General features: G+C 66.5%; 20 protein-coding genes and 2 tRNA genes. 5 read left to right on the top strand and 17 right to left on the bottom strand.

Annotated elements, in window-relative coordinates; genetic code table 11:
- The first annotated feature begins 69 nt into the window (after positions 1 to 69).
- Positions 70 to 3,006: a ligand-binding sensor domain-containing diguanylate cyclase gene (locus tag LVB87_RS12180; RefSeq protein WP_232898226.1), complete on the top strand. Its 2,937-nt coding sequence runs from the start codon at positions 70 to 72 to the stop codon at positions 3,004 to 3,006.
- A 19-nt stretch (positions 3,007 to 3,025) separates the two neighbouring features.
- Here the strand turns inward: LVB87_RS12180 and ppsA are convergent, their stop codons facing one another.
- Entirely contained in the window at positions 3,026 to 5,395 is a 2,370-nt protein-coding gene (gene ppsA / locus LVB87_RS12185) for a phosphoenolpyruvate synthase (RefSeq protein WP_232898227.1), read from the bottom strand.
- A 112-nt stretch (positions 5,396 to 5,507) separates the two neighbouring features.
- Between ppsA and LVB87_RS12190 the strand changes: the two genes are divergently transcribed.
- Positions 5,508 to 6,329, top strand: a complete 822-nt coding sequence (locus LVB87_RS12190; RefSeq protein ID WP_232898228.1) for a pyruvate, water dikinase regulatory protein — start codon at positions 5,508 to 5,510, stop codon at positions 6,327 to 6,329.
- 112 nt (positions 6,330 to 6,441) lie between these two features.
- A complete protein-coding gene (locus LVB87_RS12195) occupies positions 6,442 to 6,939 on the top strand; it encodes a DUF1249 domain-containing protein (protein ID WP_232898229.1) in 498 nt (165 codons plus the stop codon).
- 62 nt (positions 6,940 to 7,001) lie between these two features.
- Here the strand turns inward: LVB87_RS12195 and LVB87_RS12200 are convergent.
- From LVB87_RS12200 to LVB87_RS12215, 4 genes are all read right to left on the bottom strand, one after another.
- Positions 7,002 to 7,077 (bottom strand) — tRNA-Glu (locus tag LVB87_RS12200).
- 27 nt (positions 7,078 to 7,104) lie between these two features.
- Positions 7,105 to 7,180 (bottom strand) — tRNA-Ala (locus LVB87_RS12205).
- 99 nt (positions 7,181 to 7,279) lie between these two features.
- Positions 7,280 to 7,738 (bottom strand): azurin, encoded by a 459-nt coding sequence (gene azu / locus LVB87_RS12210; RefSeq protein WP_232898230.1) that lies wholly within the window; start codon positions 7,736 to 7,738, stop codon positions 7,280 to 7,282.
- 5 nt (positions 7,739 to 7,743) lie between these two features.
- Complete coding sequence (locus LVB87_RS12215; protein WP_232898231.1) at positions 7,744 to 9,741, bottom strand: pyridoxal-dependent decarboxylase; 1,998 nt, start codon at positions 9,739 to 9,741, stop codon at positions 7,744 to 7,746.
- Positions 9,742 to 10,433: 692 nt separating this feature from the next.
- Here LVB87_RS12215 and LVB87_RS12220 point away from each other — a divergent pair.
- Complete coding sequence (locus LVB87_RS12220) at positions 10,434 to 10,745, top strand: SEC-C metal-binding domain-containing protein (protein ID WP_232898232.1); 312 nt, start codon at positions 10,434 to 10,436, stop codon at positions 10,743 to 10,745.
- Positions 10,746 to 10,761: 16 nt separating this feature from the next.
- Positions 10,762 to 11,250, top strand: a complete 489-nt coding sequence (locus LVB87_RS12225; RefSeq protein WP_232898233.1) for a hypothetical protein — start codon at positions 10,762 to 10,764, stop codon at positions 11,248 to 11,250.
- A gap of 198 nt (positions 11,251 to 11,448) precedes the next feature.
- On the opposite strand, the gene LVB87_RS12230 is transcribed toward LVB87_RS12225, so the two are convergent.
- From LVB87_RS12230 to LVB87_RS12285, 12 genes are all read right to left on the bottom strand, one after another.
- On the bottom strand, positions 11,449 to 11,730 hold the full coding sequence (locus tag LVB87_RS12230; RefSeq protein WP_232898234.1) for a hypothetical protein: 282 nt from the start codon (positions 11,728 to 11,730) through the stop codon (positions 11,449 to 11,451).
- A 178-nt stretch (positions 11,731 to 11,908) separates the two neighbouring features.
- The gene (locus LVB87_RS12235; protein ID WP_232898235.1) at positions 11,909 to 12,331 is read right to left on the bottom strand and encodes a hypothetical protein; all 423 of its coding nucleotides are present in this window, start codon (positions 12,329 to 12,331) and stop codon (positions 11,909 to 11,911) included.
- Positions 12,328 to 12,600: a hypothetical protein gene (locus LVB87_RS12240; RefSeq protein WP_232898236.1), complete on the bottom strand. Its 273-nt coding sequence runs from the start codon at positions 12,598 to 12,600 to the stop codon at positions 12,328 to 12,330. Before LVB87_RS12240 ends, LVB87_RS12235 begins: the two co-directional genes overlap by 4 nt.
- Positions 12,597 to 13,211: a VC1465 family Xer recombination activation factor gene (locus LVB87_RS12245; RefSeq protein WP_232898237.1), complete on the bottom strand. Its 615-nt coding sequence runs from the start codon at positions 13,209 to 13,211 to the stop codon at positions 12,597 to 12,599. Before LVB87_RS12245 ends, LVB87_RS12240 begins: the two co-directional genes overlap by 4 nt.
- A 68-nt stretch (positions 13,212 to 13,279) precedes the next feature.
- Positions 13,280 to 13,699 carry a DUF4124 domain-containing protein gene (locus LVB87_RS12250; RefSeq protein WP_232898238.1) on the bottom strand — a complete coding sequence of 140 codons (420 nt, stop codon included), beginning with the start codon at positions 13,697 to 13,699 and terminating at the stop codon, positions 13,280 to 13,282.
- Positions 13,700 to 13,849: 150 nt separating this feature from the next.
- Positions 13,850 to 15,928, bottom strand: coding sequence for a sensor domain-containing diguanylate cyclase (locus LVB87_RS12255; protein ID WP_232898239.1), 2,079 nt, complete (start codon positions 15,926 to 15,928; stop codon positions 13,850 to 13,852).
- 81 nt (positions 15,929 to 16,009) lie between these two features.
- Positions 16,010 to 16,576: a hypothetical protein gene (locus LVB87_RS12260; protein WP_232898240.1), complete on the bottom strand. Its 567-nt coding sequence runs from the start codon at positions 16,574 to 16,576 to the stop codon at positions 16,010 to 16,012.
- Positions 16,577 to 16,629: 53 nt separating this feature from the next.
- A complete protein-coding gene (gene crcB, locus LVB87_RS12265) occupies positions 16,630 to 17,028 on the bottom strand; it encodes a fluoride efflux transporter CrcB (protein ID WP_232898241.1) in 399 nt (132 codons plus the stop codon).
- Complete coding sequence (locus tag LVB87_RS12270; protein ID WP_232898242.1) at positions 17,025 to 18,191, bottom strand: MFS transporter; 1,167 nt, start codon at positions 18,189 to 18,191, stop codon at positions 17,025 to 17,027. The genes crcB and LVB87_RS12270 overlap by 4 nt, the downstream gene beginning before the upstream one ends.
- Entirely contained in the window at positions 18,191 to 19,552 is a 1,362-nt protein-coding gene (locus LVB87_RS12275) for a replication-associated recombination protein A (RefSeq protein WP_232898243.1), read from the bottom strand. The genes LVB87_RS12270 and LVB87_RS12275 overlap by 1 nt, the downstream gene beginning before the upstream one ends.
- A gap of 21 nt (positions 19,553 to 19,573) precedes the next feature.
- A complete protein-coding gene (gene lolA, locus LVB87_RS12280; RefSeq protein ID WP_232898244.1) occupies positions 19,574 to 20,203 on the bottom strand; it encodes an outer membrane lipoprotein chaperone LolA in 630 nt (209 codons plus the stop codon).
- Between the two features lie 70 nt (positions 20,204 to 20,273).
- Positions 20,274 to 22,631: a DNA translocase FtsK gene (locus LVB87_RS12285; protein WP_232898245.1), complete on the bottom strand. Its 2,358-nt coding sequence runs from the start codon at positions 22,629 to 22,631 to the stop codon at positions 20,274 to 20,276.
- Positions 22,632 to 22,661: the final 30 nt, after the last annotated feature.

Below are 22,661 nucleotides of genomic sequence, written 5' to 3' on the forward strand. Positions count from 1 at the left end.
GGGCTGGCAGCGCAGGGCGCACGGGGAACCACTCGATCCGCCCGTCCGTGGATTTTCGCCGCGGCGTCGATGCTGTTGTTCCTGCAGAACCTCGCGACGCCCGCGTTTGCGCAAGGCAAGCCGGTCAACGCGTACTTCCGCGAAACCTGGACCACGCGCGAGGGCCTGCCGCACAACCAGGTCAATGCGATCGCACAGACGCCCGATGGGTACCTGTGGTTCGGCACGTGGGAAGGGCTGGTCCGCTACAACGGCCTGGAATTCCACGTCTTCGACCGCAGCAACACACCGGCGCTGCGCGACAACGGCGTGCGCTCGATCCGCGTCGCGCCGGATGGTGCGCTGGTGGTCGGGACCTCGCGCGGCGGCGTGAGCGTATTGCGCAACGGTCGCTGGCGCACCTATGGCCGGAGCGAGGGCCTGGCGCAGGACGAGATCATGGACGCGGTGCTCGACGCGCGCGGCCGCCTGTGGGTCGCCACCGAAAGCGCCGGCGTCACGCGCCTGGATCCGGATGGCCGGCGCGCGCAGTTCACGCAACCGCGTATTCCTTCGAACATCACCTTCAGCCTGGTGCGGTCGCGCGATGACCAGGTGTGGCTCGCGACCGCATCAGGCGTCGTGCGCTTCGACGGCGATCGCATCACGACCTACGACCAGGGCAGCGGACTGCCGGACGCGCCGATCTTCCATCTCGAACAGACGGCGAATGGCGAGTTGTTCGCCGGCACCGAACGCGGCCTGTTCCATCGCGTGGGCGAGCGCTTCGGGATCGTCTCCACCTTGTTGCCTTCCGACGGCGTGCCGAGCCTGGCGCGCGACGCGGCGGGCGAGTTGTGGGTCGGCACCGTCAACCATGGCCTGTTGCGCCTGGACGACAACGGCGTGGATGCGCTGAGCAGCGAGAAAGGCCTGCCGAACAATCGCGTCGCGGCCTTGTTCGTCGATCGCGAAGGCAGCCTGTGGGCCGGCACCAATGCGGGCTTGCTGCGCCTGCGCGACGCGCCGTTCACCACGTTCAACACCGAGCAAGGGCTGAGCGACGACTACGTGCGCGCCCTCGCGGAAGGACGCGACGGCAGTGTGTGGATCGGCACGAGCCGCGGGCTCAATCGCTGGCGCGACGGCAAGGTCATCGACGTGTACGACAGTGCCCACGGCCTGCCGGGCGATTCGATCCTCAGCCTGTTGGTGAACGACGACGACAGCCTGTGGGTCGGCACGTATGTCGGCGGTTTGTTGCGCTTGCGCGATGGCAAGGTGGTGGAGCACCACGACACGACCGACGGCCTGCCGGGCAACCAGGTGCGCGCGCTCGCGCACGGCGCCGACGGCGCGTTGTGGATCGGCACGTCGCGCGGACTTGTCCAGATGCGCGACGGCGCCTTCCGCAGGTTCGGCGCCGCCGAAGGACTGCCGCGCGATTTCATCCTCGCCTTGCATGTCGCGCGCGACGGCGCGGTGTGGGTGGGCACGGCGAACGGCGCGGCGCGCATCGTCGACGGGCGCGTGGCGCCCATCGACCTGCATCGGATGAACGATGCGCAGGACGTGTTCGATTTCCACGAAGACAGCGACGGCACGGTGTGGATCGCGACCGACCGCGGCTTGGTGCGCTATCGCAACGGCCGCATGGTGGCGCTCGGGCTTGCGCAGGGCCTGCCGGTCGACACCTTGTTCCAGGTCGTCGACGACCACGCGGGCAGCCTTTGGCTCACCTCCAACCGCGGCGTGCTGCGCGTGGCGCGCCAGGACGTGGAAGCGGTGCTCGACGGTCGCCAGCGCACGCTCAATCCCGATCAGTTCGGCGAAGCCGATGGCCTGGCGAGCAGCCAGTGCAACGGCGGCTCCGGGCCCGCGGCGATCCGCGATGCGCGCGGTCGCGTCTGGGTGGCGACGGCACGCGGCGCGGGCATGGTGGATCCCACCGTGCTGCACAGCTATCGCCGGGCCTTGTCGCCGGTCGTGATCGAACAGGTGCTCGCGGACGAACGCGCCATCGAGGATCGCGGCGCGTCGCAGGGTCGGCTCGTGTTGCCCCCGGGCACGCGCAAGCTGGAGTTCCGTTTCGCCGGCCTGAACTTCCAGACGCCGCGCCTGCTGCGCTACCGCTATCGGCTGCTCGGCGTCGACGACACGTGGGTGGAACGAGGCAACCAACGCATCGCGCAGTACACGAACCTGGGGCCCGGCAAGTATCGATTCCTCGTCTCGTCGTCTGCGCCCGGGCTGGGGCAGGGGTGGAACCCGGACACCACCACGCTCGACATCGAGATCCAGCCGCGCTTCTGGCAACACGCATGGTTTGCGGGGTTGTGCGCGGTGGCGACGGCGCTGCTGGTCTACGCGTTCGTCCGTTGGCGCACGCGCAGCCTGCGCCTGCGCGCGATGGAATTGGAAACCGTGGTGGACCAGCGCACGCGCGACCTGCGCGAACAGACCACACGCCTGCTCGTCGCCGACGAGGAGAAGACGCGCCTGCTGCGCCAGTTGCAGGACAAGTCGGAAGCCTTCGAACGCCAGGCGCGAGAAGACGCGCTCACGGGCGTGCAGAACCGCCGCAGCCTCGACGAACGCCTCGCGCAATCCTTCGACATCGCCACGCGCATGCAGCAGCCGCTGAGCTTCGCGCTGCTGGACATCGACCACTTCAAGCGCATCAACGACGAGTACTCGCACGCGGCGGGCGATGAAGCCTTGCGCGAAGTCGCGCGCGTGCTGGCCAGCGTGCTCGAGGACGATGCGATGCTGGCGCGCTGGGGGGGCGAGGAGTTCGCGGTGCTGTTCCCGCTGGCGACGGTCGACCAGGCGCGCGTGCGCTGCGAAGCGGCGCGCCAGGCGATCGAACACATGAACTGCGATGCGTTCGCGCCGGGCTGGCGCATGACGGTGAGCGGCGGCGTGTGCGAACGAACGGGCCTGTCGCACCACGAAAAGCTGGTCAGCCGCGCCGACCAGCTGTTGTACGAAGCGAAGCGGGCGGGGCGCAACCGGATCGTCGGTTGAGCGCCCCGCGTTTGTCGGATCAGCCCTTCGCCTTCGCCAATTGCAGCCAGGTATCGACCACGGTGTCCGGATTCAGCGACACCGACTCGATGCCCTGTTCCATCAACCACAGCGCGAGGTCCGGGTGGTCGCTCGGGCCCTGGCCGCAGATGCCGACGTACTTGCCCTTGGCGCGCGCGGCCTGGATGGCCATCGACAGCATCTTCTTCACCGCCGGGTCGCGTTCGTCGAACAGGCCGGCGACGATCGCCGAATCGCGGTCCAGGCCGAGCGTGAGCTGCGTGAGGTCGTTGGAACCGATGGAGAAGCCGTCGAACAGGTCGAGGAATTCGTCCGCCATCAGGGCGTTCGAGGGGACCTCGCACATCATGATGACCTTCAAGCCATCCTTGCCCTGTTGCAGGCCGTTTTCCTTCAGCACCTCGAGCACCTTGCGGCCTTCATCGAGCGTGCGCACGAACGGGATCATCACCCAGCAGTTCGTCAGGCCCATCGTCTCGCGCACCTTCAGCACGGCACGGCATTCGAGCGCGAAGGCTTCCTTGAAGGACGGATCGACGTAACGGCTCGCACCGCGGAAGCCGATCATCGGATTCTCTTCGTGCGGCTCGTAACGGCTGCCGCCGACGAGGTTGGCGTATTCGTTGGACTTGAAGTCCGACAGGCGCACGATCACCGGATGCGGCGCCACCGACGCGGTGATCGTCGCGATGCCTTCGGCGAGGCGGTCGACGTAGAAGTCGACGGGGCTCGCGTAGCCGGCCATCTTCTCGTCGATCTTCTTCTTCGTCGCGGCGTCCTGCTTGTCGTACTCCAGCAGCGCCTTGGGATGCACGCCGATGTGCGAGGCGATGATCATTTCCAGGCGTGCCAAGCCGATGCCGGCGTTCGGCAGCATGCCGAAGTCGAAGGCCCGGTCCGGGTTGGCCACGTTCATCATGATCTTCAGCGGCGCGGGCGGCATGTTCGCCAGGTCCGTCGTCGTGCGCTCGAAGGGCAGCGTGCCGGCGTAAATGAAGCCGGTGTCGCCTTCGGCGCAGCTGACGGTGACCGGGCTGCCGTCCTTGATTTCGTCCAGCGCATTGCCCGTGCCCACCACGGCCGGCACGCCGAGTTCGCGCGCGATGATCGCGGCATGGCAGGTGCGGCCGCCACGATTGGTGACGATGGCCGCGGCGCGCTTCATCACCGGCTCCCAGTCGGGGTCGGTCATGTCGGCGACGAGCACGTCGCCCGGCTGCACGCGATGCATGTCTTCGAGCGAGCGCACGACGCGCGCCACGCCCGCGCCGATCTTCTGGCCGATGGCGCGGCCTTCGCACACGACGTCGCCGCGATGGCCCAGCGTGAAGCGCTCGATCTGCGTGGCATGGCCGCGCGACTTCACCGTTTCCGGACGCGCCTGCACGATGAAGAGCTTGCCGCTCACGCCGTCCTTCGCCCACTCGATGTCCATCGGGCGGCCGTAGTGTTGTTCGATCGTCAGCGCCTGGCGTGCGAGTTCATGCACGTCCTCGTCGCTGATCGAGAAGGTGTTGCGCAGGTTCGCCGGCGTGTCCTCGTTGCGGACGCGTTCGCCCGGCACGTTCGAATACACCATGCGGATCTGCTTGGCGCCGAGCGAGCGGCGCAGGATCGCGGGTTTGCCCTGCTTGAGCGTGGGCTTGAAGACGTAGAACTCGTCCGGATTCACCGCGCCCTGCACGACGTTCTCGCCGAGGCCGTAGCTGGCGGTGATGAACACGACGTCGCGGAAACCGGATTCGGTGTCGAGCGTGAACAGCACGCCCGAGGCACCGACGTCCGAACGCACCATCAGCTGCACGCCGGCGGAGAGGAACACGTCCTCGTGCTTGAAGCCGTGGTGCACGCGGTAGGCGATCGCGCGGTCGTTGTAGAGGGAGGCGAAGACTTCCTTGACCTTGTGCACGACGTCGTCGGCACCGGTGACATTGAGGAAGGTCTCCTGCTGACCGGCGAAGCTGGCGTCGGGCAAGTCTTCGGCGGTCGCGGAGGAGCGCACGGCGACCGCGACGTCACCGCCGCCGTTTTCCGCGCAGAGCTTCGCGTAGGCCGTGCGGATGTCCTGGTCCAGGTCGGGCTGCAGCGGCGCGTCGATCACCCAGCCGCGGATCTCGCCGCCGGCCTTGGTGAGGGCAGGGACGTCCTCGACATCGAGGGTGGCGAGCTTGTCGAAGATGCGCTGGTGCAGGTTGTTGTGCGCGATGAAGGCCTTGAAGGCGTCGGCCGTGGTCGCGTAGCCGCCCGGGACGGAGACGCCGAGCCGGGCCAGGTTGCCGATCATCTCGCCGAGCGAGGAGTTCTTGCCGCCCACCTGCGCAAGGTCGGTCAGTCGCAGGTCGTGCAGCCACAGGATGTTGGCGCTCAAGGCGGGGGCTCCATGCTCGAAAGGCCTCGAAAGGCTCTGGGGGAAGCGGCAACGGCGGGCGCCGGCCGCGAAGCGCGGTATTTTACAGGCCCCGCACAGCCGTTGCCTCCACATGACCCCGACGCGCCCGGTCTTCTACGTTTCCGACGGCACCGGCATCACCGCCGAGACCATCGGCCACAGCCTCCTGACGCAGTTCGGCGACACGCGCTTCACCACCGACCGCATCCCCTTCGTGGATACGGCGGAGAAGGCGCGCGAGGCCGCCCAGCGCATCCGGGAGGCAGGGGAGGCCGCCGGGGTGCGCCCGATCGTCGTCAACTCGTGCGTGGACAACGAGCTCTACCGCATCCTGGCCGAGGGCGGGGGCCTGATGCTCGACATCTTCGCGCCCTTCATCGAGCCGCTCGAACGCGAACTCGGCGAGACGCGCAAGCTGCGCGTGGGCCAGGCGCACGGCATGGTCGACTTCGAGGCCTACCACCGCCGCATCAACGCGATGAACTACGCGCTGACGCACGACGACGGCATCAGCATGGATTTCGACGACGCGGAGATCATCCTCGTCGGCGTGTCGCGCGCGGGCAAGACGCCCACGTGCGTGTACCTCGCGCTGCACTACGGCATCTGCGCGGCGAACTACCCGTTGACCGAAGAAGATCTGGAAGCCGATCGCCTGCCTGCGAAGCTGCGGCCGCATCGCCACAAGTTGTTCGGGCTGACGATCGATCCGATCCGCCTGCACCAGATCCGCCAGGAGCGCCGGCCGAATTCGCGCTACGCGCAACTGGACACGTGCAAGCGCGAGGTTGCGCAAGCCGAACACATTTTCCGCAACGAACGCCTGACGACGCTGAGCACCACGCACACGTCGATCGAGGAGATCGCCAGCAAGGTGCTGACGACGCTGGGGATCCACCGGGAAATGTTCTGACGGCGTGAAGCGCGGGTGTGGAATTTCGCGCCTGTGGGAGCAATCACGTTATGCCCCTTGTCGGGGCGCGTCAATGCTGCCGCCCATGCATCTTGCCGTGTAGGATCGGGCCATGAGCAAGGCAGTGACACGCGCTGCGCGCATCCCGAAATTGAGCCGCTTCGGCTGGCTCATGGGGCTGTACGCGGAAAACCATGTGCGCCTCGTGCGCCTGTTCGAACCGCAGGATCTCGCCGTCGGCCGTTACGTTTCCTGCGTCGGCGACGGATTGGACGTCATCCTGGATGTCGTCGAACGCCACGCCTACACAGTGGAATTGCGATTGAGCTACGCGATGGCCGATCCGGTGACCGGCGAGCTCGATCCCTCCGCACACGTGCGCCTGTATCGCGACGCGCGGCAGGTAGAAGCCACGCACTGTTACGTCGGGCGTCGCTGGCAGGATGTCATCGGCATGTATCCGCCGCCGGCGGAAGTCGTGGGCCATCGCCTGCGCATGAACACGTTCCTGGGCAAGTGGCTGCAGTACCTGGCGGAGCAGGGGCATGGCGTCGCAACGCTGGTGCCGGTGCCGGTGGGCAGCGAAACGGAAGCGCCGATCGCGGCCTGATTCGCAGGGCGGAACGACAAAAACAAAACGGGCCACCTTTCGGCAGCCCGTTCTGTTTTGTTTGGCGTCCCCACGGGGATTCGAACCCCGGTCGCTACCGTGAAAGGGTAATGTCCTAGGCCTCTAGACGATGGGGACAGTAGCGGTTTCCAGCTTGCGTTTTATTGGTGGAGCCAGCCGGGATCGAACCGGCGACCTCCTGCATGCCATGCAGGCGCTCTCCCAGCTGAGCTATGGCCCCACTGCTGGAAAGCCCGCAAGTCTAGGGGCGGTTCCGGGAAGCGTCAACCACTTTTTCACGTTCGAAACGAAATCGGGATGTGGGTCCGCGCGCGTCGATTCATTTTTCGACGACGAGCGTGCCTTTCATGATCGCCGAGTGTCCCGGGAACGTGCAGAAAAAGGTGTAGTCGCCACCGACCTTGAGCTTGCTGCCGGCGAATGAGGTTTTTGTCGACTCGCCACCGCCGACGACTTTCGTCGCCGCGATGACCTTCGCATCGCCCTTGTCCTGGTAACCGCCGGCGGCACCGGCTTTTGCGGCAGCGGCGACGATCGCGTTCATGTCGGATGTGAGGCTGATGACGACGTCATGGCCCATCGCCGTGGCGGGCATCTTGCCGATGTGCGTGAGTTCCACGCTGATCTTCGGGCACGACGCGGACACGGTGGCGGTCTTGAGGTCGAACTGCATCTTGTCGTCGCCGGTCAGCTTCAGCGTGCACTTCGGCGAGGCATGCGCGAACGGCGCGGCGCCGAGCAGCGCAAGCGCGAAGAGAAGGGAAGTCGCTTTGTTCATGGCGTTCACTCCGTGGGGGCGGGGGAGGGGGCCGCGCTCTGGCGCACCCGCGCGGCGAGGTAGTCGAAGTAGCGGTCGATGTAGCTGATGTCGTTTTCGCGATCGATCAGGTAGGGATTCATCAATGTGTGGCGCAGGATCACCAGGCGGTCGGCGTCGCCGTCGAACGTGGCCGGGTCGAGTTGCAGGCGTGCCGCCATGCGGTGCAATTCCACCAGGCCCAGTGCTTCCGGACGCAGCGTCGTCATCGAGCCGAAAAACTCCTTCACCTGCAAGGGGCGATGCGGATCGCAACGCAGGTCTTCGTGCAGTCGACGCACGAACGCGTTGGCGCGTGCGACATCGCGATTGCCGGCCGGATTCAGGGCCAGGCAGACCAGGTTGCTGTCAGGCTGGAACGGCACGCTGGCATGCACGACATCGGCGAGTTCGCGCGCAAAGCGCTCCGCGCGCGCATGGAAAGCTTCGGCCGCGAGCACGGTCTGTTTCGGAAGCTGTCCGAAATGCGCGTGGTCGAGCGGCAGCACGCGATGCGTGACATACACGGCCGCCGCCGATGCGCCGGATTTCGAACCTTCGAGCACGTATTGGCCGAGGCGGCGGAAGCGGGCCATGTAATCGGAGGCGCCTTCGCCGTCAAAGACGTAATCCGCTTCCTCGGCGAGCAGTGCCATCGCACGATGATCGCGGCAGACGAACGCGCCGGCGCCGTAGGGCAGGTACCCGAGCTTGTGCGGATCGACGGTGACCGAATCGGTGTCGCCGAGCGCAGCAAAGGCGGCATGGACTTCGGGCTGCGGAAAGCGTGCGAAACCGGTGGCCACTTCATCCCGAGAACGCAGCGAGCCATCGGCATTGCGGAAGAGCGTGGCGAGATATCCGCCCCACGCAGCATCGACGTGCACGTCGAATCCGAGTCCACGCGCATGCATGCCATCGCGCGCAGCCACGATGCGATCGATGGGATCGACCGTGCCGTATTCCGTGGTGCCCAAGACACCCACGACCATCAGGACGGACTGGCGTTCGCGCAGGCAGTCCTCGAGCACGTGCTGCAATGCGTCGGCATCCAGTCGCATGCCGTGTTCGGGCAGCAGCGTGAGTTGGTCGCGTCCCAGGCCCAGCAGTTTCAGGCCCTTGCTCCATGAATAGTGCGCAGTGACCGGTGCGAGCACGCGCGGGGGCGACAAAGCGGGATGTCGGGCAAAGAATCCGACCAGGCCGCGGGTTTCGATGCGCTCGTTGCGCACGCGTGTTTGCCAGGCGCGGCGCTGGTCGGCGTGTTGCGTCGCCAGCCACGCATGCCAGCGGTCCAGCAAGGCCAGCGTGTCGCTGCGCCCGAGGTTGAACGCGGCCGAATCGCTGTCGGGCACGTCGATGTCGCGCACGCCCGCGGCACGCAGCGCCACCGGGAATGCCTTCAACGCGAGCGCTAGCCGCAACGCCTGGTAGTTGGCCACCGTGCCGCCCGACGTCAGGTGCCCGAAAGCACAGTCCTTGCGGGCGGGATCGTCCGGATAGCCGAGCATGCGGGCCAGCTGCAGCCCGGCGCGGATCTCCAGTTCCACGGTGACGGGCGCAGCGTCCTCGCTGACGTTGTTGGGGTTGTACGGCAGCGTGAGCCACTGCGCGGCCAGGCCAGGCAGCAGGAGATCGGACGCCATGTGCCCGATGTAGCGCGGGCTGTGGAACGGCACCGACTTCTTCAGGGATGCCGACAAGGCATGGAGTTCGCGCCGCATTCGGGCTTCGAAGGCCTGGTAGCCCGGCTGCTGGGCGGCACGCGTCGGGATGGCCGGCGGATCTTCGGGGTGGAAATTGCGGCGCCAGTACACGTGGTCGCGCAGGAACTCGACGACGAGGCGTTCGAGCAGCGCGTCGTTTTCGCCGTACGGCCCGAGGAAGCAGGCATCCAGTGCTTCGCGGCCCAGCGCATCGGACGGCGCGCCGGATGCGGTGGGTTCCGAAGGTGTGTCACGAACAACGGCGAGGGGTTTCTGCATGGCCGGCATCCTGCGAAACCGCGCGGGGATCGGCTCTGATCCAGATCAAGCTGGGCCCGGGGCTGTCGCCCTAGGATATCTCCTAGGCCGTAAGATGCATTCCCGGGGGTCGGCACGCGCCGGCTACCTGGCGAAACAACCCCGCAGGCCAGTTCGCATTACGTCGGAGCAATTCGAGCGCGAACGCCTCGCCACCGGCATGTCACGCGAGAGTGCAGCGGCACTTCTCGGGGTGAGCCTTCGAACGATCGGCAACTGGGAAACGGGGAGGGCGCGTGTCGCCTTCTCCGCCTTCAAGCTGCTGCGCATGATTCGACAGGGCGAGCTACCCGACGCCGCGTGGAAGGGCTTTCGTGTCATCCGCGGCAAGCTGGTTACGCCCGAGGAGCACGAGTTCCACCCCGGCGACCTGGCATGGCTGTCCCTGCTGGTCCGCCGCGCCAAGGCGTTCTCCGACCTCCTGCGGGAGCGCGACGGCCTGAGGTCGAACGCGGCGGCAGCCGCGTCGGCCGTGGCCGGGACGCCCCTCGTGGTGACGTGGCCGACCTCCCGCGCCGGCTCTGCCGGGCCGGCGAAGCCGGCCCTTGGGCTTGTCTATTACTTCAACAAGTCGGACGCGGATTATGGAAATGGCTCAACAGAGCGGTTTGCAGGGGTTGTGCGTGGCCCCAACATGGGGCCACAATGGGGCCATGAACACACCCAAGACTCCCGTCCAGAAATTCAACCTTCGGCTGCCCATGGATCTGATGGAAGAAGCACAGGCACAAGCGCAGGCCATGGGGATCAGTTTCAACTCCTACATGATCCTGGCGCTGCGCAACTTCGTGCCGTACATGGCACGGCAACTGAAATCGCACACGCCGACAACGGTAGCTGCAGTGATGCCGCAGAGGAGCATTCCGGCATCAACAACGCGTACTGCGGCGAAGGTTGGGCGCAACGACGCGTGTCCGTGCGGCAGCGGACGCAAAGCGAAGCACTGCCATCCAGAGCACTGCTGACGGTCGGGGGTGACGCATGAAGCGCCAGCCTGCGTTCCGTCTTCCCGTTGGGCCGGATGACCTGGTGCGGCATGCGCTCGCTGCGTACTACCGCGCCGTGGGCGATGCGACTGCGCCGATTGGCGAGCCGCATCCGCAGGATTGGTCCGACCCCGAAATCTTCATGGACACGCTGATCGACTTCTTTGGCCTGCGGGTGCGTTACGAGGCGTCGATGGCAGGCTTTAGCGTGGAGGCGGACCACGCGCGCTACCTGGCATGGGCGAACAGCAAGCCCTACGGGCAGATGCACGTGTCGGAGCTGGGGTTGGATGAAACTCCGGGTGCAGGGGCGGAGCCCCTGCGATATGCCGCCAAGGATGGCGGCGCTGTTCCAGCGGTTGGACCCGCGCTGACGGGCCTTCAAACGGGGCGCGGAACCCCGTCTGAAGAACCCGCTTTTTCAGGTGCATCGAGGCAGACTTTGCCGGTCGCCCCGATGCTTGCAAACGTCGACCACGACTAGGAGACCGACGCGCATGAGCATTGTACGTAAGATGCATTATGCGCACTTACGTATCCTCCCAGTGGCCCTGTTGGGCCGTTTGACCATGCCCCACCTCGCCCCGAATGGCAAATCCTGCCTTTCGGGGCCCAAAAAAAGGCCAGCTAAGCGCCTGCCCTGAGTGTCCGCTTTCGGCCAGAAGCGGACATTTTCGATTTGCTAGACCCGGCGGAAAAGCAGCGTGCGGCATGGCGCGAACGCAGGCTGCAGCACAGTTTGGCGCCAGCCGGCCGTCGACGGAAAGGCAGCAACCATGGCCGACTCCAACAGAGTGAAACCGGGCTGATCTTCTCCAACCACAATTGCTTGGCCGCCAAATGAGAACTCCAAAAAAGCCTCGTCCGTAGTGATCAGGTCGGTTTTGAAGCCCCATATCTCTGTAACGGCCTGCCAGGCGACAACGTTTCCGCCGACAGTGAACCCAAAGGCAGTGGCTGCCACGGAGACAACCTCGGGCTTTGATCTAATTCTGGAGAACCGCTCCATCAGATTCGAAATTGTTCCCATGTACGCCTGACTTCATAGCTGCGCCGACTTGAGCTTATGCAACCTGCGGTTCGGACAACAAGTCGAGTGTCCGCTATGGGTCGAAAGCGGACACTGAGCTTGACCGATTCTACTAGGCCCTTCGGGCGGCCCTTTGGCCACGGGCGCGAGCCTCGGCAAAGCGGTCAGCAGGAACAAGAGCGGTCACCGCAGGGCTCCGCCCTGCACCCGCCAGCTCCTCCAGAAAGTCCTCGTGCTCGCGTTCCTCGTCCTCGCTCCATGGGCGCTCGCTGAGATGGCCCGTCTGCAACGCATGCAGGCGCAGGCGCTCGGCGATCTGGAACGTGAGTGCCTCGAAGAAGTCGCGGGCGTTGCCCCAAGGGTCGTCCTCCACGAGCCAGCGTCCGCCGTTCGGAGGCACCATTTTGTGGCCGGCAGCGAGATAGGCCTTCATGGCCAGCGCGAGGAAAGAGTCGCCGTCGATGAAGATGGTCGAGGCGAGAGTCGGATAACGATCGGCCGTCGCGGCGGCCCAAGTTTCAACCTGGCGTGTCATTTCGAATCACCTCGTCCTGGTATCGGTTCGGTCAGAGCGCGCGGCACTTTTGGGCCTCGCTTACCGTCCTGCCTTGCGACTTCTCGCACCCATGCGTCGAGCACACGCACGTCCGCGTCCTTGTGTTGGGCGTTGAGGTCTTCGAGGCCGTCCCACTGGCGAATTCGAAAACGGATCAGCGCGTTGATCGTTCGCGCGAATGGCTTGAGGTCTTCGAGTGCCCGGCTCGCGACTTCGATCGGGTCGCCGCTTTCGATAGGCTCGTTCATGCCGCCTCCCCCTTTTGGCCCGTGTTACTACGTGGGCCAATCGCCCGCCCCGCCTGACCCTTTTCACCGGTCGTAACCGGGGAAAAGTCCCGGACGCGCGGAAAGATTGTCCCGACGGTGGTCCATTGGCGCAGTTGCATGTACGGAAATGCCGATGCGCTGGGAGCGACGGCAGGGGCGCGGGCAACGCTGCGCTCGCGCGCAGCGCAGGCCGCGCCCTCGCCTTCCTCCAGCTTGCGACGCAACTCCGTAAACGCCTCTGCGCGGCGCACCAGCAGCGACAGCCACGTCAGGTCGTGCGGTTCGAAGGCGTGGTTCTCAGGCGTCACCAGACGCCCGCGAACGAGCGAATAGCCCTCCCAGCGGGGATCGTTGAGATCCCCGTTCCGGGTCACGCGCAGGAGCTTGAACGCAGCCCACGCTGGCCGCGCCTTGCCCGTCTCCCAATGCCCGATGGTGCGCAAGCTGACGCCGAGAAATTCGGCGGCCTGCTCCCGGGTAAAGCCCGATTTTTTGCGTTCTGTGGCGAACTGCTCGGGCGTGACAATTGGCGCTTTTCTAGGGAATTTCCCGTGTTTTCCGGCTCGCGCCGGATGTCGCCTTGGATGCATTATGCGCACTTTCCTATAGGTCAAGGAGACCCTTCTCCTTGACCCTTCCCTAGGCCAAGGCTGAGGCGCTACAGGCCTTTGCAGGCTTCGCTGACCTGATCGTCCAGCGACCGCAGCTGCGCGAACGTGCGCTTCAACCCCAATCGATCCAGCGCCGTCTGTCGCTCCTTGCGCGCGGCTTCGCATTCGAGCCGGCGCTGGCCACGCGAATCAATGCCATGGCGCCGGCCCGTTGTTGTCGACTTGGTTCGCGACGACGCCACGGGCTTCCGGATGGATCCACGCTTGGCTGGCTTCACCGGGTCCGGTGCGGCGTCCACCCGAATGGGCACCGCCCGCGACAGCCGGCTCCCGTCGGCGCACGGCGCGTCCTGCCAGGACACACCGCCATCGGCCGCCACGCATCGGAACAGCTCACCGGCCGCCGCAGGCCCGGCGGCGAGTACGCCCGCCAATCCCACCGCGCAGCAAATCGACATCCGTGTCATTGCAGTCCCTGAAGTGGCGGCAGCGCCGCGGCCGCAACCGTGGGGCCGTCGAGGATGGCCGCGACCGCGGCGCTGCCTACGAATCCAGAGTGCCCGCGCCGATCCGGCACGACGATCGGGGAACGCCGCATCCCGGTGTCAGGGAATTCCTCAATCCACGATCAATCGCCACGTGTTCCGCCCGCCTGCCTTTGCGTCGTACAAGGCCTTGTCCGCCAGCGCCGTCAAGGCCCGCGCCGACGCGACATTCGTCGTGTACGCAATGCCGATGCTCGTTCCCACGTGCAGCGCGTGGCCTTCGGCATCCACGGGTTCTTGCATCGCGACGATCAGTTTCTTCGCGATCGCCTCGGCCGCCTCCGGCGACTGGGCATCTTCGACCAGCACGGCGAATTCGTCGCCACCCAACCGCGCCACCGAGTCGACATCCCGCACGCACGAGGCCAGCCGCGTCGCGAACGAGCGCAGCACCGCATCGCCTGCGGGATGCCCGAAGGTGTCGTTGATCGCCTTGAACTTGTCCAGGTCGAGCAGCATCAGCAGCAACGGCGTGCCGTGGCGTTTCGCACGCGAAATGGCGCGCTCGAGCCGCTCGTCGAATTCGCGGCGATTGCCGAGGCTCGTCAGCGCGTCCACGCGCGCCAGGCGATCCAGGGCGCGCTCGGCCTCCTTCAGCGGCGTGATGTCGAATGTCAGCGCATAGAAGCCGCGACGCGCACCATCGGGGGCGATGTCCGGTACGTAGTGCGACTGCAGATAGCGGAATCCGGTCGATGCGTCGGGTTCGCGATCGAAGATCTGTTCCCGCCCCGAGATCGCGGCCTGGATGTGCGTGGACCAGGTGCGATACGCCTCCTCTCCCCTCGCCTCCCGCACCGTCTTCCCGAGCAGGTCCTCCGTCCGCACGCCGTAGATGCGTTCGTATTGCGCGTTGACGAAGCTGTAGCGCTCGTCCGCGTCGACGTGCGCGATGAGCGCAGGAATGTTGTCGGTGATCGCGCGCAGGCGCGCGCGGCTGTCATCGAGCGCGGCGATCGCCTCCATTCGCTTGCTGATGTCGCGCGCCGAAGCGATGAGTTCCCAGCGTGCATCCGAATCGACGGCCAGCACGCGCGTGCAGGCGACTTCCACCCAGATCTCGTGACCTTCCTTGTGGCGGATGCGGAAGGTCACCGGCTCCGAGATTCCGGTGGCGGCGATGCGCTGGAAGGCTTCGGACGCCTGCGCGATGTCGTCCGGATTCACCAGGTCCCAGCGCGCCCGCAGGAATTCCTCCGGCTCGTAGCCCAGCACATGGCGGATCGCCGGCGAGACGTAGGACGGCGCACCTTCCGCCGACATGCGCACGACGAGGTCGCGGCTGTAATCGGCCAGCGTGCGGTAACGCGCCGCGAAACGCTTGCGTTCCGAGAGCACCGTCGCCACTGGGAACGCGACGAGGCAACACGTGCCGACGAAGGCCTGCAACAGGAACGTATGCGCGAGCAGCGACGAAGACTTCAGCAGCGCGAACGGCCCTGCATCGAGCGCCGTCGAGATGCCTGCCGTCACCGCGATGACCACAACGCCCGACACCACGCCGGCGAAGCCATGCCGGAACGTGAGCAGCAACAGCGGTGCCAGCACGAGGAACAGCAACGGCGCGCGATCCTGCAGGAAGACCGCCGCGCAGATTCCGAGCAGCGCGAATGCGCAGAGTGCGAAGTCGAGATGCTTGCCGGGACGGCCCAGCAGCCCGCTCCGCTCGCGCCTGGCCACGACCACCAGCGTCGCCACGATCACCATGCCGATGACGTGCGCCGTGTACCAGGTCAGCAGGATCTCGACGAACGGCCGATCACGGAAGATCGCGGCGTACGTGGCCACCAGCAACGCGGATATCCCGCACGCCACCAGCGTGCTGCCCGTCGCCGTGGTGGCGAGCGTGAACAAACGCGCAGGATCGGTGATGTCCGGGACACGTCGTCGGATCGCCCCGGCGATCAGCACGATTTCCAGCAGGTTCGCGATCGCGGGGACGAACGACCTCGCCATCGGGTCGCCGTGCAGGATGCGTGCGACGAGTTCGGCCGCGAACGCCGCGGCCAGGGTCGCGGGCCAGCGCGCGAACGGCTGGAACAACAACACCCCGACCACGATGCCGCTGACGATCCACACCGTCGAAACGCTGCCCGCGGCGCGTGTCAGGTCGATCGAGATCCACGTGGACGCGCCGACGATCGCAGCCAAGGCCAGGAGCGCGACGGGATTCGCGCGCCCTGGCGTGGCCGCTTTGCTTGCGTCAACCAGAAGCCTGGCTCCCTTGCAGGATCAGCGACTGCGGCCCAGCCACCACGCCATCGGGATGCTCGCGATGAGCAGGCCGAGACCGTAGTCGAGCAACGCACCGACGGTGAAGTCCATCGGGAAGCGATACCAGTTCCAGTAAGGGATGTTCGTGGCGAACCAGGCGAGCAGTCCCATCGCGCCACCCATCGCCACGCGCGTGGCGAAGCCCGCGGCGGACGAAGCCATGATCCACGCGGCCAGCAGACAGACGAAGTAGCCGGAAATGAATTGCTTGAGGAGGTTCGGCGCCATGCTGGACACGACCGGGTTCGGCGACGGGTCGTAGACGATGAAGGCGCCGGGGCTGTCCTTGTACTTCGCGATGAAGGCCTCGCGCTGCGCGTCGTCGCGATAAGCCTCCGCCGACATGCCCGGCACCATGTACACGCCGGCGCCCGAGTTGCCTGCCGACTGCAGGGCGCCCAGAGTCGCCTCCTGGTTCGTGGCCACCTTCATGCCCATCTCGCCGAAGGGCAGCACCATGTGCGCCACCGCGCCCCAGATGAAAAACACGATCGCGCCGATGAAGCCGGCGATGAAGATCCGCATGACGTTCCTCCCCGGTTGTGCGGCCCAGGCCGCCGGGGCCGAGGATGCACCCGTTAGTAAGGAGGCCGCAACAGCGTCGCCACGCGCGCGCCCAACCAGACCAGGGTGAGCCCGGCGACTAGCGAGACGCCCAGGTACAGCAGGATCTGGTCGTTGCGATGCGAGCGCGAGAACAACAGGCACTCGAGCATCAGCGCCGAAAAGGTCGTCAGGCCGCCCAGCACGCCCACGATCAGGAACGCGCGCCAGTACAGCGCGGAAGGCCCGCGCGCCTCCAGCCAGATCGCGATGAAGCCGGCGAGGAAAGCGCCGATCAGGTTCGCCGCAAGCGTGCCCCACGGAAAGCCGTCGCCCATGCGACGCAGCAACAGGCCGCCCAACCAGAAGCGTCCCGCCGCGCCGAGCGCGCCGCCGCACATCACCAACACGAATTGCTGCCACCACGCACTCATGCGTCCTTCCTTCCCGTGACCAGCACCAAGCCCGCCGCCACCGCGAACGCGGCGCTCAATCCGAAGGCCCACATCGGCGAGTCGTTCTCCCACAAGGTGCCGAAGATCGCCGAGGCCGGCAACAGCAGCAAGCCGGTCACGAGGTAATACCAACCGAACGCGGTGCCTGCGGCTTCCGCCGGCACCATGTCGGCGACGAGTGCGCGCTCGCTGCCTTCGATCATCGCGGTCACCAGGCCATAAGCCGGGAACAGCACCCACAGCCACGCCGGCGAAATCGGCACGACGCCGAGCAGCACGTACAACAGCGCATACCCCGCCCAGCCTGCAAGGATCAGGCGCTTGCGGCCGATGCGATCGGAGAGCGCGGAGAACGGCGTCGACGCAAATGCCGCCACCGCGGAGAACGAGGCCCACAACAAGGTGACCTGGCTTGCGCCGAGCCCGAGGTCGTTGGCGCGCAGCAACAGGAACATGTTCGACGCATTGCCCAGCGTGAACAGTCCCAGCGCGACCAGGTAACGGCGATAGCGCGACGGCAACGCGGTCCAGCGCCAGTCGATGCGCTTGTGCGGCGCCGCGGGCGGATGCGCGGGCTCCTTCAGGCGCAGCGTCATCAGGAGCACGAACACGGCCGGCACGAACGCGCACAGGAACACGTGCTGCAGCGACATCCCCGATGCGAGCAAAGCCGCGGCCACGAGCGGACCGACCACCGCGCCTGCGTTGTCCATCCCGCGGTGCACGCCGTAGGCCAGCCCGCGATGTTCCGGTGCGACGCTGGAGGCCAACATCGCATCGCGCGGTGCCGAACGCAGTCCCTTGCCGATGCGGTCGACGAAGCGGAAGAACAGGACGCCCAACCAACTCGTCGCGATGCCGATCAGCGGACGCGCGATGCCCGCGAGCCCGTAACCGATCACCACGAAGGGTTTGATCCGCCGAATGCGATCGGCGAGCACACCCGCGAAGAGTTTCAGCAGCGCACTCGTGGCTTCCGCGACCCCTTCGATGATGCCGATCGCCTTCGGCCCCGCCATCAGCACGCTCGCCACGTACAGCGGCACGAGCGGATAGATCATGTCGCTCGCGGCGTCGTTGAGCAGGCTGATCGCGCCCAGCAGCCACACCGTCCTTGGGAGGCTGGCGAGCGCGCGGCGCATCAGGCCTCGTCGTCCTCGCCGCGCGCCTGGGCGCGGGCTGCGCGCAAGGCATCGAGCTTGTCCTTGAAGCGCGCCTCGAGGCCGCGTTCGCTCGGCGTGTAATACACGCGCTCGCCCATCGCATCCGGGAAGCCGGTCTGGTCGAGCGCGATGCCGCCGGCGGCGTCGTGGTCGTACTGGTAGCCCTTGCCGTAACCGAGCTGCTTCATCAGCTTCGTCGGGGCGTTGCGGAAGTGCATCGGGACTTCGAGCGTGCCGAGTTCGCGCACGTCGTCGCGGGCGGTGTTGAACGCGGTGTAGGCCGCATTCGACTTCGCCGTCGTCGCGAGGTAGATCACCGCCTGCGCAAGCGCGAGTTCGCCTTCGGGGCTGCCCAAACGATCGTAGGCGTCCCAGGCCTCGATCGACATCTGCAAGGCACGCGGATCGGCCAGGCCGATGTCCTCCACCGCCATGCGCGTGATGCGGCGTGCGAGGTAGCTCGGGTCCGCACCGCCGTCGAGCATGCGCGCCAGCCAGTACAGCGCGGCATCGGGATTCGAACTGCGCACGCATTTGTGCAGCGCGCTGATCTGGTCGTAGAACTGCTCGCCGCCCTTGTCGAAGCGGCGCGTGCGGTCGGCGAGGACCTGTTCGATCGTCGCATCGGTGACGACGCCGCCCTCCCCCGCCAGGTCGGCTGCGATCTCGAGGAAGGTGAGCCCGCGCCGCACGTCGCCATCGGCGGCGCGTGCGATGAGTTGCAGTTGTTCCGGCGCCACCTGCAGGCCGCGTCCGCCGAGGCCGCGCTCCTCGTCGTCCATCGCACGTTGCAGTGCGATCGCAATGTCGTCCGGCGACACCGCTTCCATTACATGCACGCGGCAGCGCGAGAGCAACGCGGAGTTGAGTTCGAACGAAGGATTCTCGGTGGTCGCGCCGACGAAGATGATCGTCCCGCGCTCGATGTGCGGCAGGAACGCATCCTGCTGCGCCTTGTTGAAGCGATGCACCTCGTCGACGAACAGGACGGTGCGCCGGCCTTCGGAGAAACGCAGCCCCGCTTCGGCGAGCACCTGCCGCACTTCCGGCAAACCGACTAGCACCGCGGACACCGCGCGGAACTCCGCATCGGCGTAATGCGCGAGCAATTGCGCGAGTGTCGTCTTGCCGCAGCCCGGCGGGCCCCACAGGATCATCGAATGCACGCGACCGGATTCGATCGCGCGCCGCACTGCGGTGTTCGGCGCGAGCAGGCGGCGCTGCCCGACCATGTCGTCGAGCGTGCGCGGACGCATGCGCTCGGCGAGCGGACGCAAGGCGTCGCGGTCGACCGTCAGCAGGTCGTGTTCGGGGAGTGCCGGCGCTTTGGTTCGGGCCACGCCGAGGATTCTAGCGAGCGATCAACCGCCCGCGACGATATCCACGCCCTTCGGCGGGTCGAAAGTGAACGTGCCCGACTTGAAGGACGGGTTGCGCTTCCACGTCGTGAAGCCCAGCTCCGTGCGCTGGCCCAGCGGATCCACCACGCGCATGCGCACCAGCCCGGCGTCGCCGAAGCCCAGGCGCGCGGATTCGAAGCTGGCGTTTTCGGCCTGGCGCGGGCGCAGTTCGATCCATGCCAGCCCGTCGATCGTGCCGAGTTCCTTGACCTGGAACTCGCGGTCCAGGCGCGTCGGATCGATCAGCGCGGTGAGCGGCGAGCTCTGTTCCTCCACGCCCTGCGCACGCTTGGTGACCTGCTTGAGGTCCGGGTCGTAGACCCAGATCGACTTGCCGTCGGCCACGATCAGCTGCTCGTAGGGCTTCGCGTATTCCCAGCGGAAGTAGCGCGGCGCGGACATCGCCACGCGCCCCGTCGAGGTTTCCTTCTTCCTGCCGTTCGCGTCGAACACCTGCTGCGTGAACTGGCCATCGAGCCCCTTCAGGCCCTTGGTGAATTTCGTCAGGTCTTCGCGCCCGCCCGCGTGCGCGTGGGCGGCGAAGAGAACGGCGAGGCCGAAGCCGGCAGCGAAGCGCAGGGCGCGGGTCATGTGGGGTCCGATGGGTTGGGCGACACGGCGAGTCTGCCTCGCCGTGCCTGAATACGCTTTTACGAGGCCGTCACTTCGGCGGCGGCGGCGCGAGCACGCTGCGGTCGCCGTTGTGTTCCGGCGGCGTGACCACGCCCGCGGCTTCCATCGCTTCGATCAGGCGCGCGGCGCGGTTGTAGCCGATCTTCAGGCGACGTTGCACGCCGGAGATCGAAGCACGGCGCGTCTCGGTGACGATGCGGACCGCTTCGTCGTACAGCGGGTCGGACTCGTCCCCTCCCCCGCCACCGGATTCGGGCAGGCCGGTCGCACCGACCACCACGCCGTCGCCCAGCGTCTGCACCTCGTCGAGCACGCCTTCGATGTAATCGGGCGCGCCGCTGACCTGCTTGAGGTGTTCGACGACGCGATGCACTTCTTCGTCGGAGACGAACGCACCGTGCACGCGCTCGGGCATCGCCGTGCCCGGCGGCAGGTAGAGCATGTCGCCGTGGCCGAGCAGCGTTTCCGCGCCCGACTGGTCGAGGATGGTGCGCGAGTCGATCTTGCTCGACACCTGGAACGCGATGCGCGTCGGGATGTTCGCTTTGATCAGGCCGGTGATGACGTCCACCGACGGGCGCTGCGTAGCCAGGATCAAATGGATGCCGGCGGCACGCGCCTTCTGCGCGAGGCGCGCGATGAGTTCTTCGACCTTCTTGCCGACGATCATCATCATGTCGGCGAATTCGTCGATGAAGATGACGATGAACGGCAGCGTCTCGAGCGGACGCGGCGCTTCGCCGAGTTCCGGGTTCGGCTTGAACAGCGGATCCATCATCGGTTGGCCGGACGCGATGGCGTCGGTCACCTTCTTGTTGAAACCCGCCAGGTTGCGCACGCCGACCGCGGACATCAGCTTGTAGCGACGTTCCATCTCGGCCACGCACCAACGCAGGCCGTTCGCCGCTTCCTTCATGTCGGTGACGACCGGTGCCAGGAGATGCGGAATGCCCTGGTAGACCGAGAGCTCCAGCATCTTCGGGTCGATCATCAGCATCCGCAGGTCCTTCGCGGAGGCCTTGTAAAGCAGCGACAACACCATCGCGTTGACCGCGACGGATTTGCCCGAGCCCGTGGTACCGGCGACGAGCAGGTGCGGCATGCGCGCGAGGTCGGCGACGGTCGGGCGGCCGGCGATGTCCTTGCCCAGCGCGAGCGTGAGCGGACTGCCGCTCTTGTCGTATTCCTTCGAGCGCAGCAGCTCGGAGAGGAAGATCATTTCGCGCGAGGTGTTCGGCGTTTCCAGGCCGACCACCGACTTGCCCGGGATGACGTCGACCACGCGCACCGACTTCACCGACAGGCCGCGCGCGATGTCCTTGTCGAGCGAGGAGATCTGGCTGACCTTCACGCCCGGCGCGGGTTCGAGTTCGAAGCGCGTGATCACCGGGCCGGGATACGCGCCGACGACCTGCGCATCGATGCGGAAATCCTTGAGCTTGAATTCGATCTGGCGCGAGAGCGTTTCGAGCGTCTCTTCGCTGTAACCCTTCGGCTGCGGCTTCGGATCGTCGAGCAGCGCGAGCGGCGGGATGCCGGTGCCATCGCCGGTATGGAACAGCGGGATCTGCGTTTCGCGCTTGGCGCGATCGCTCTTTTCGACGACGGGCGCCGGCGGCGGTTCGATCTTCACCGGCGCACGCTTGGCGCGCAGTTCGGTTTCGATCTTGCGCGTCTCTTCGCGCTCCTCGCGGAACGCGCGCGCCTGCTGCCATTCGGCCGCCTGCTGCTGGCCGCGACGGAACAGCGGCGGGATCGCGAGCACCCACGCGCCGAGCTTGTCCATGACGGTGAGCCACGACAGGCCCGTGGCCAGCGTCGTGGAGATCAGCAGCAGCGCAACGAGGAAGAGATTGGCGCCGACCGGGCCGAAGCCGTGGTACAGCGAGTTGCCGACGAGCTGCCCGAGGATGCCGCCGCTGCCTGCGGAGAAATCCGCTGCGCCGCCGACGCGGATCTGCAGGAAGCCACACGCGGAGACGATGAACGCAACGATGCCGACGAGCCGCAGCGCGGGCCCGAGGTCGGCCTCGCCATCGCCGTCGATATCCATGCCGAACAACGCGATCCACGCGATCAACCCGAGCATCACGGGCAGCAGGAACGCGACGTAACCGCAGAGATACAGCAGCACGTCGGCGATCCACGCGCCGACGATGCCGCCGATGTTGTGCAAGGGCGCCGTGACGCTGCCCGAATGCGACCAGCCGGGGTCGTCCGGCGAGAAGGTCACCAGGCTCGCGAGCAGGTACAGCAGCAGCGGCGCGATGGCGATGAGGGCCAGGTCGCGCCAGATCTTCTGACGACGCGATCCGCCGGCGGTGGCCTGAGCCGCCGCCGGGGTTCGACGCGTTCGTTTGCGCTCCGGGAGGGGCGTTGCCGACACCGTACGATCCTGCCTTAAGGAGTTCCCCTA

Origin of the sequence: Lysobacter sp. KIS68-7 (assembly GCF_021284745.1) — a bacterium.
Taxonomy (GTDB): Bacteria; Pseudomonadota; Gammaproteobacteria; order Xanthomonadales; family Xanthomonadaceae; genus Noviluteimonas.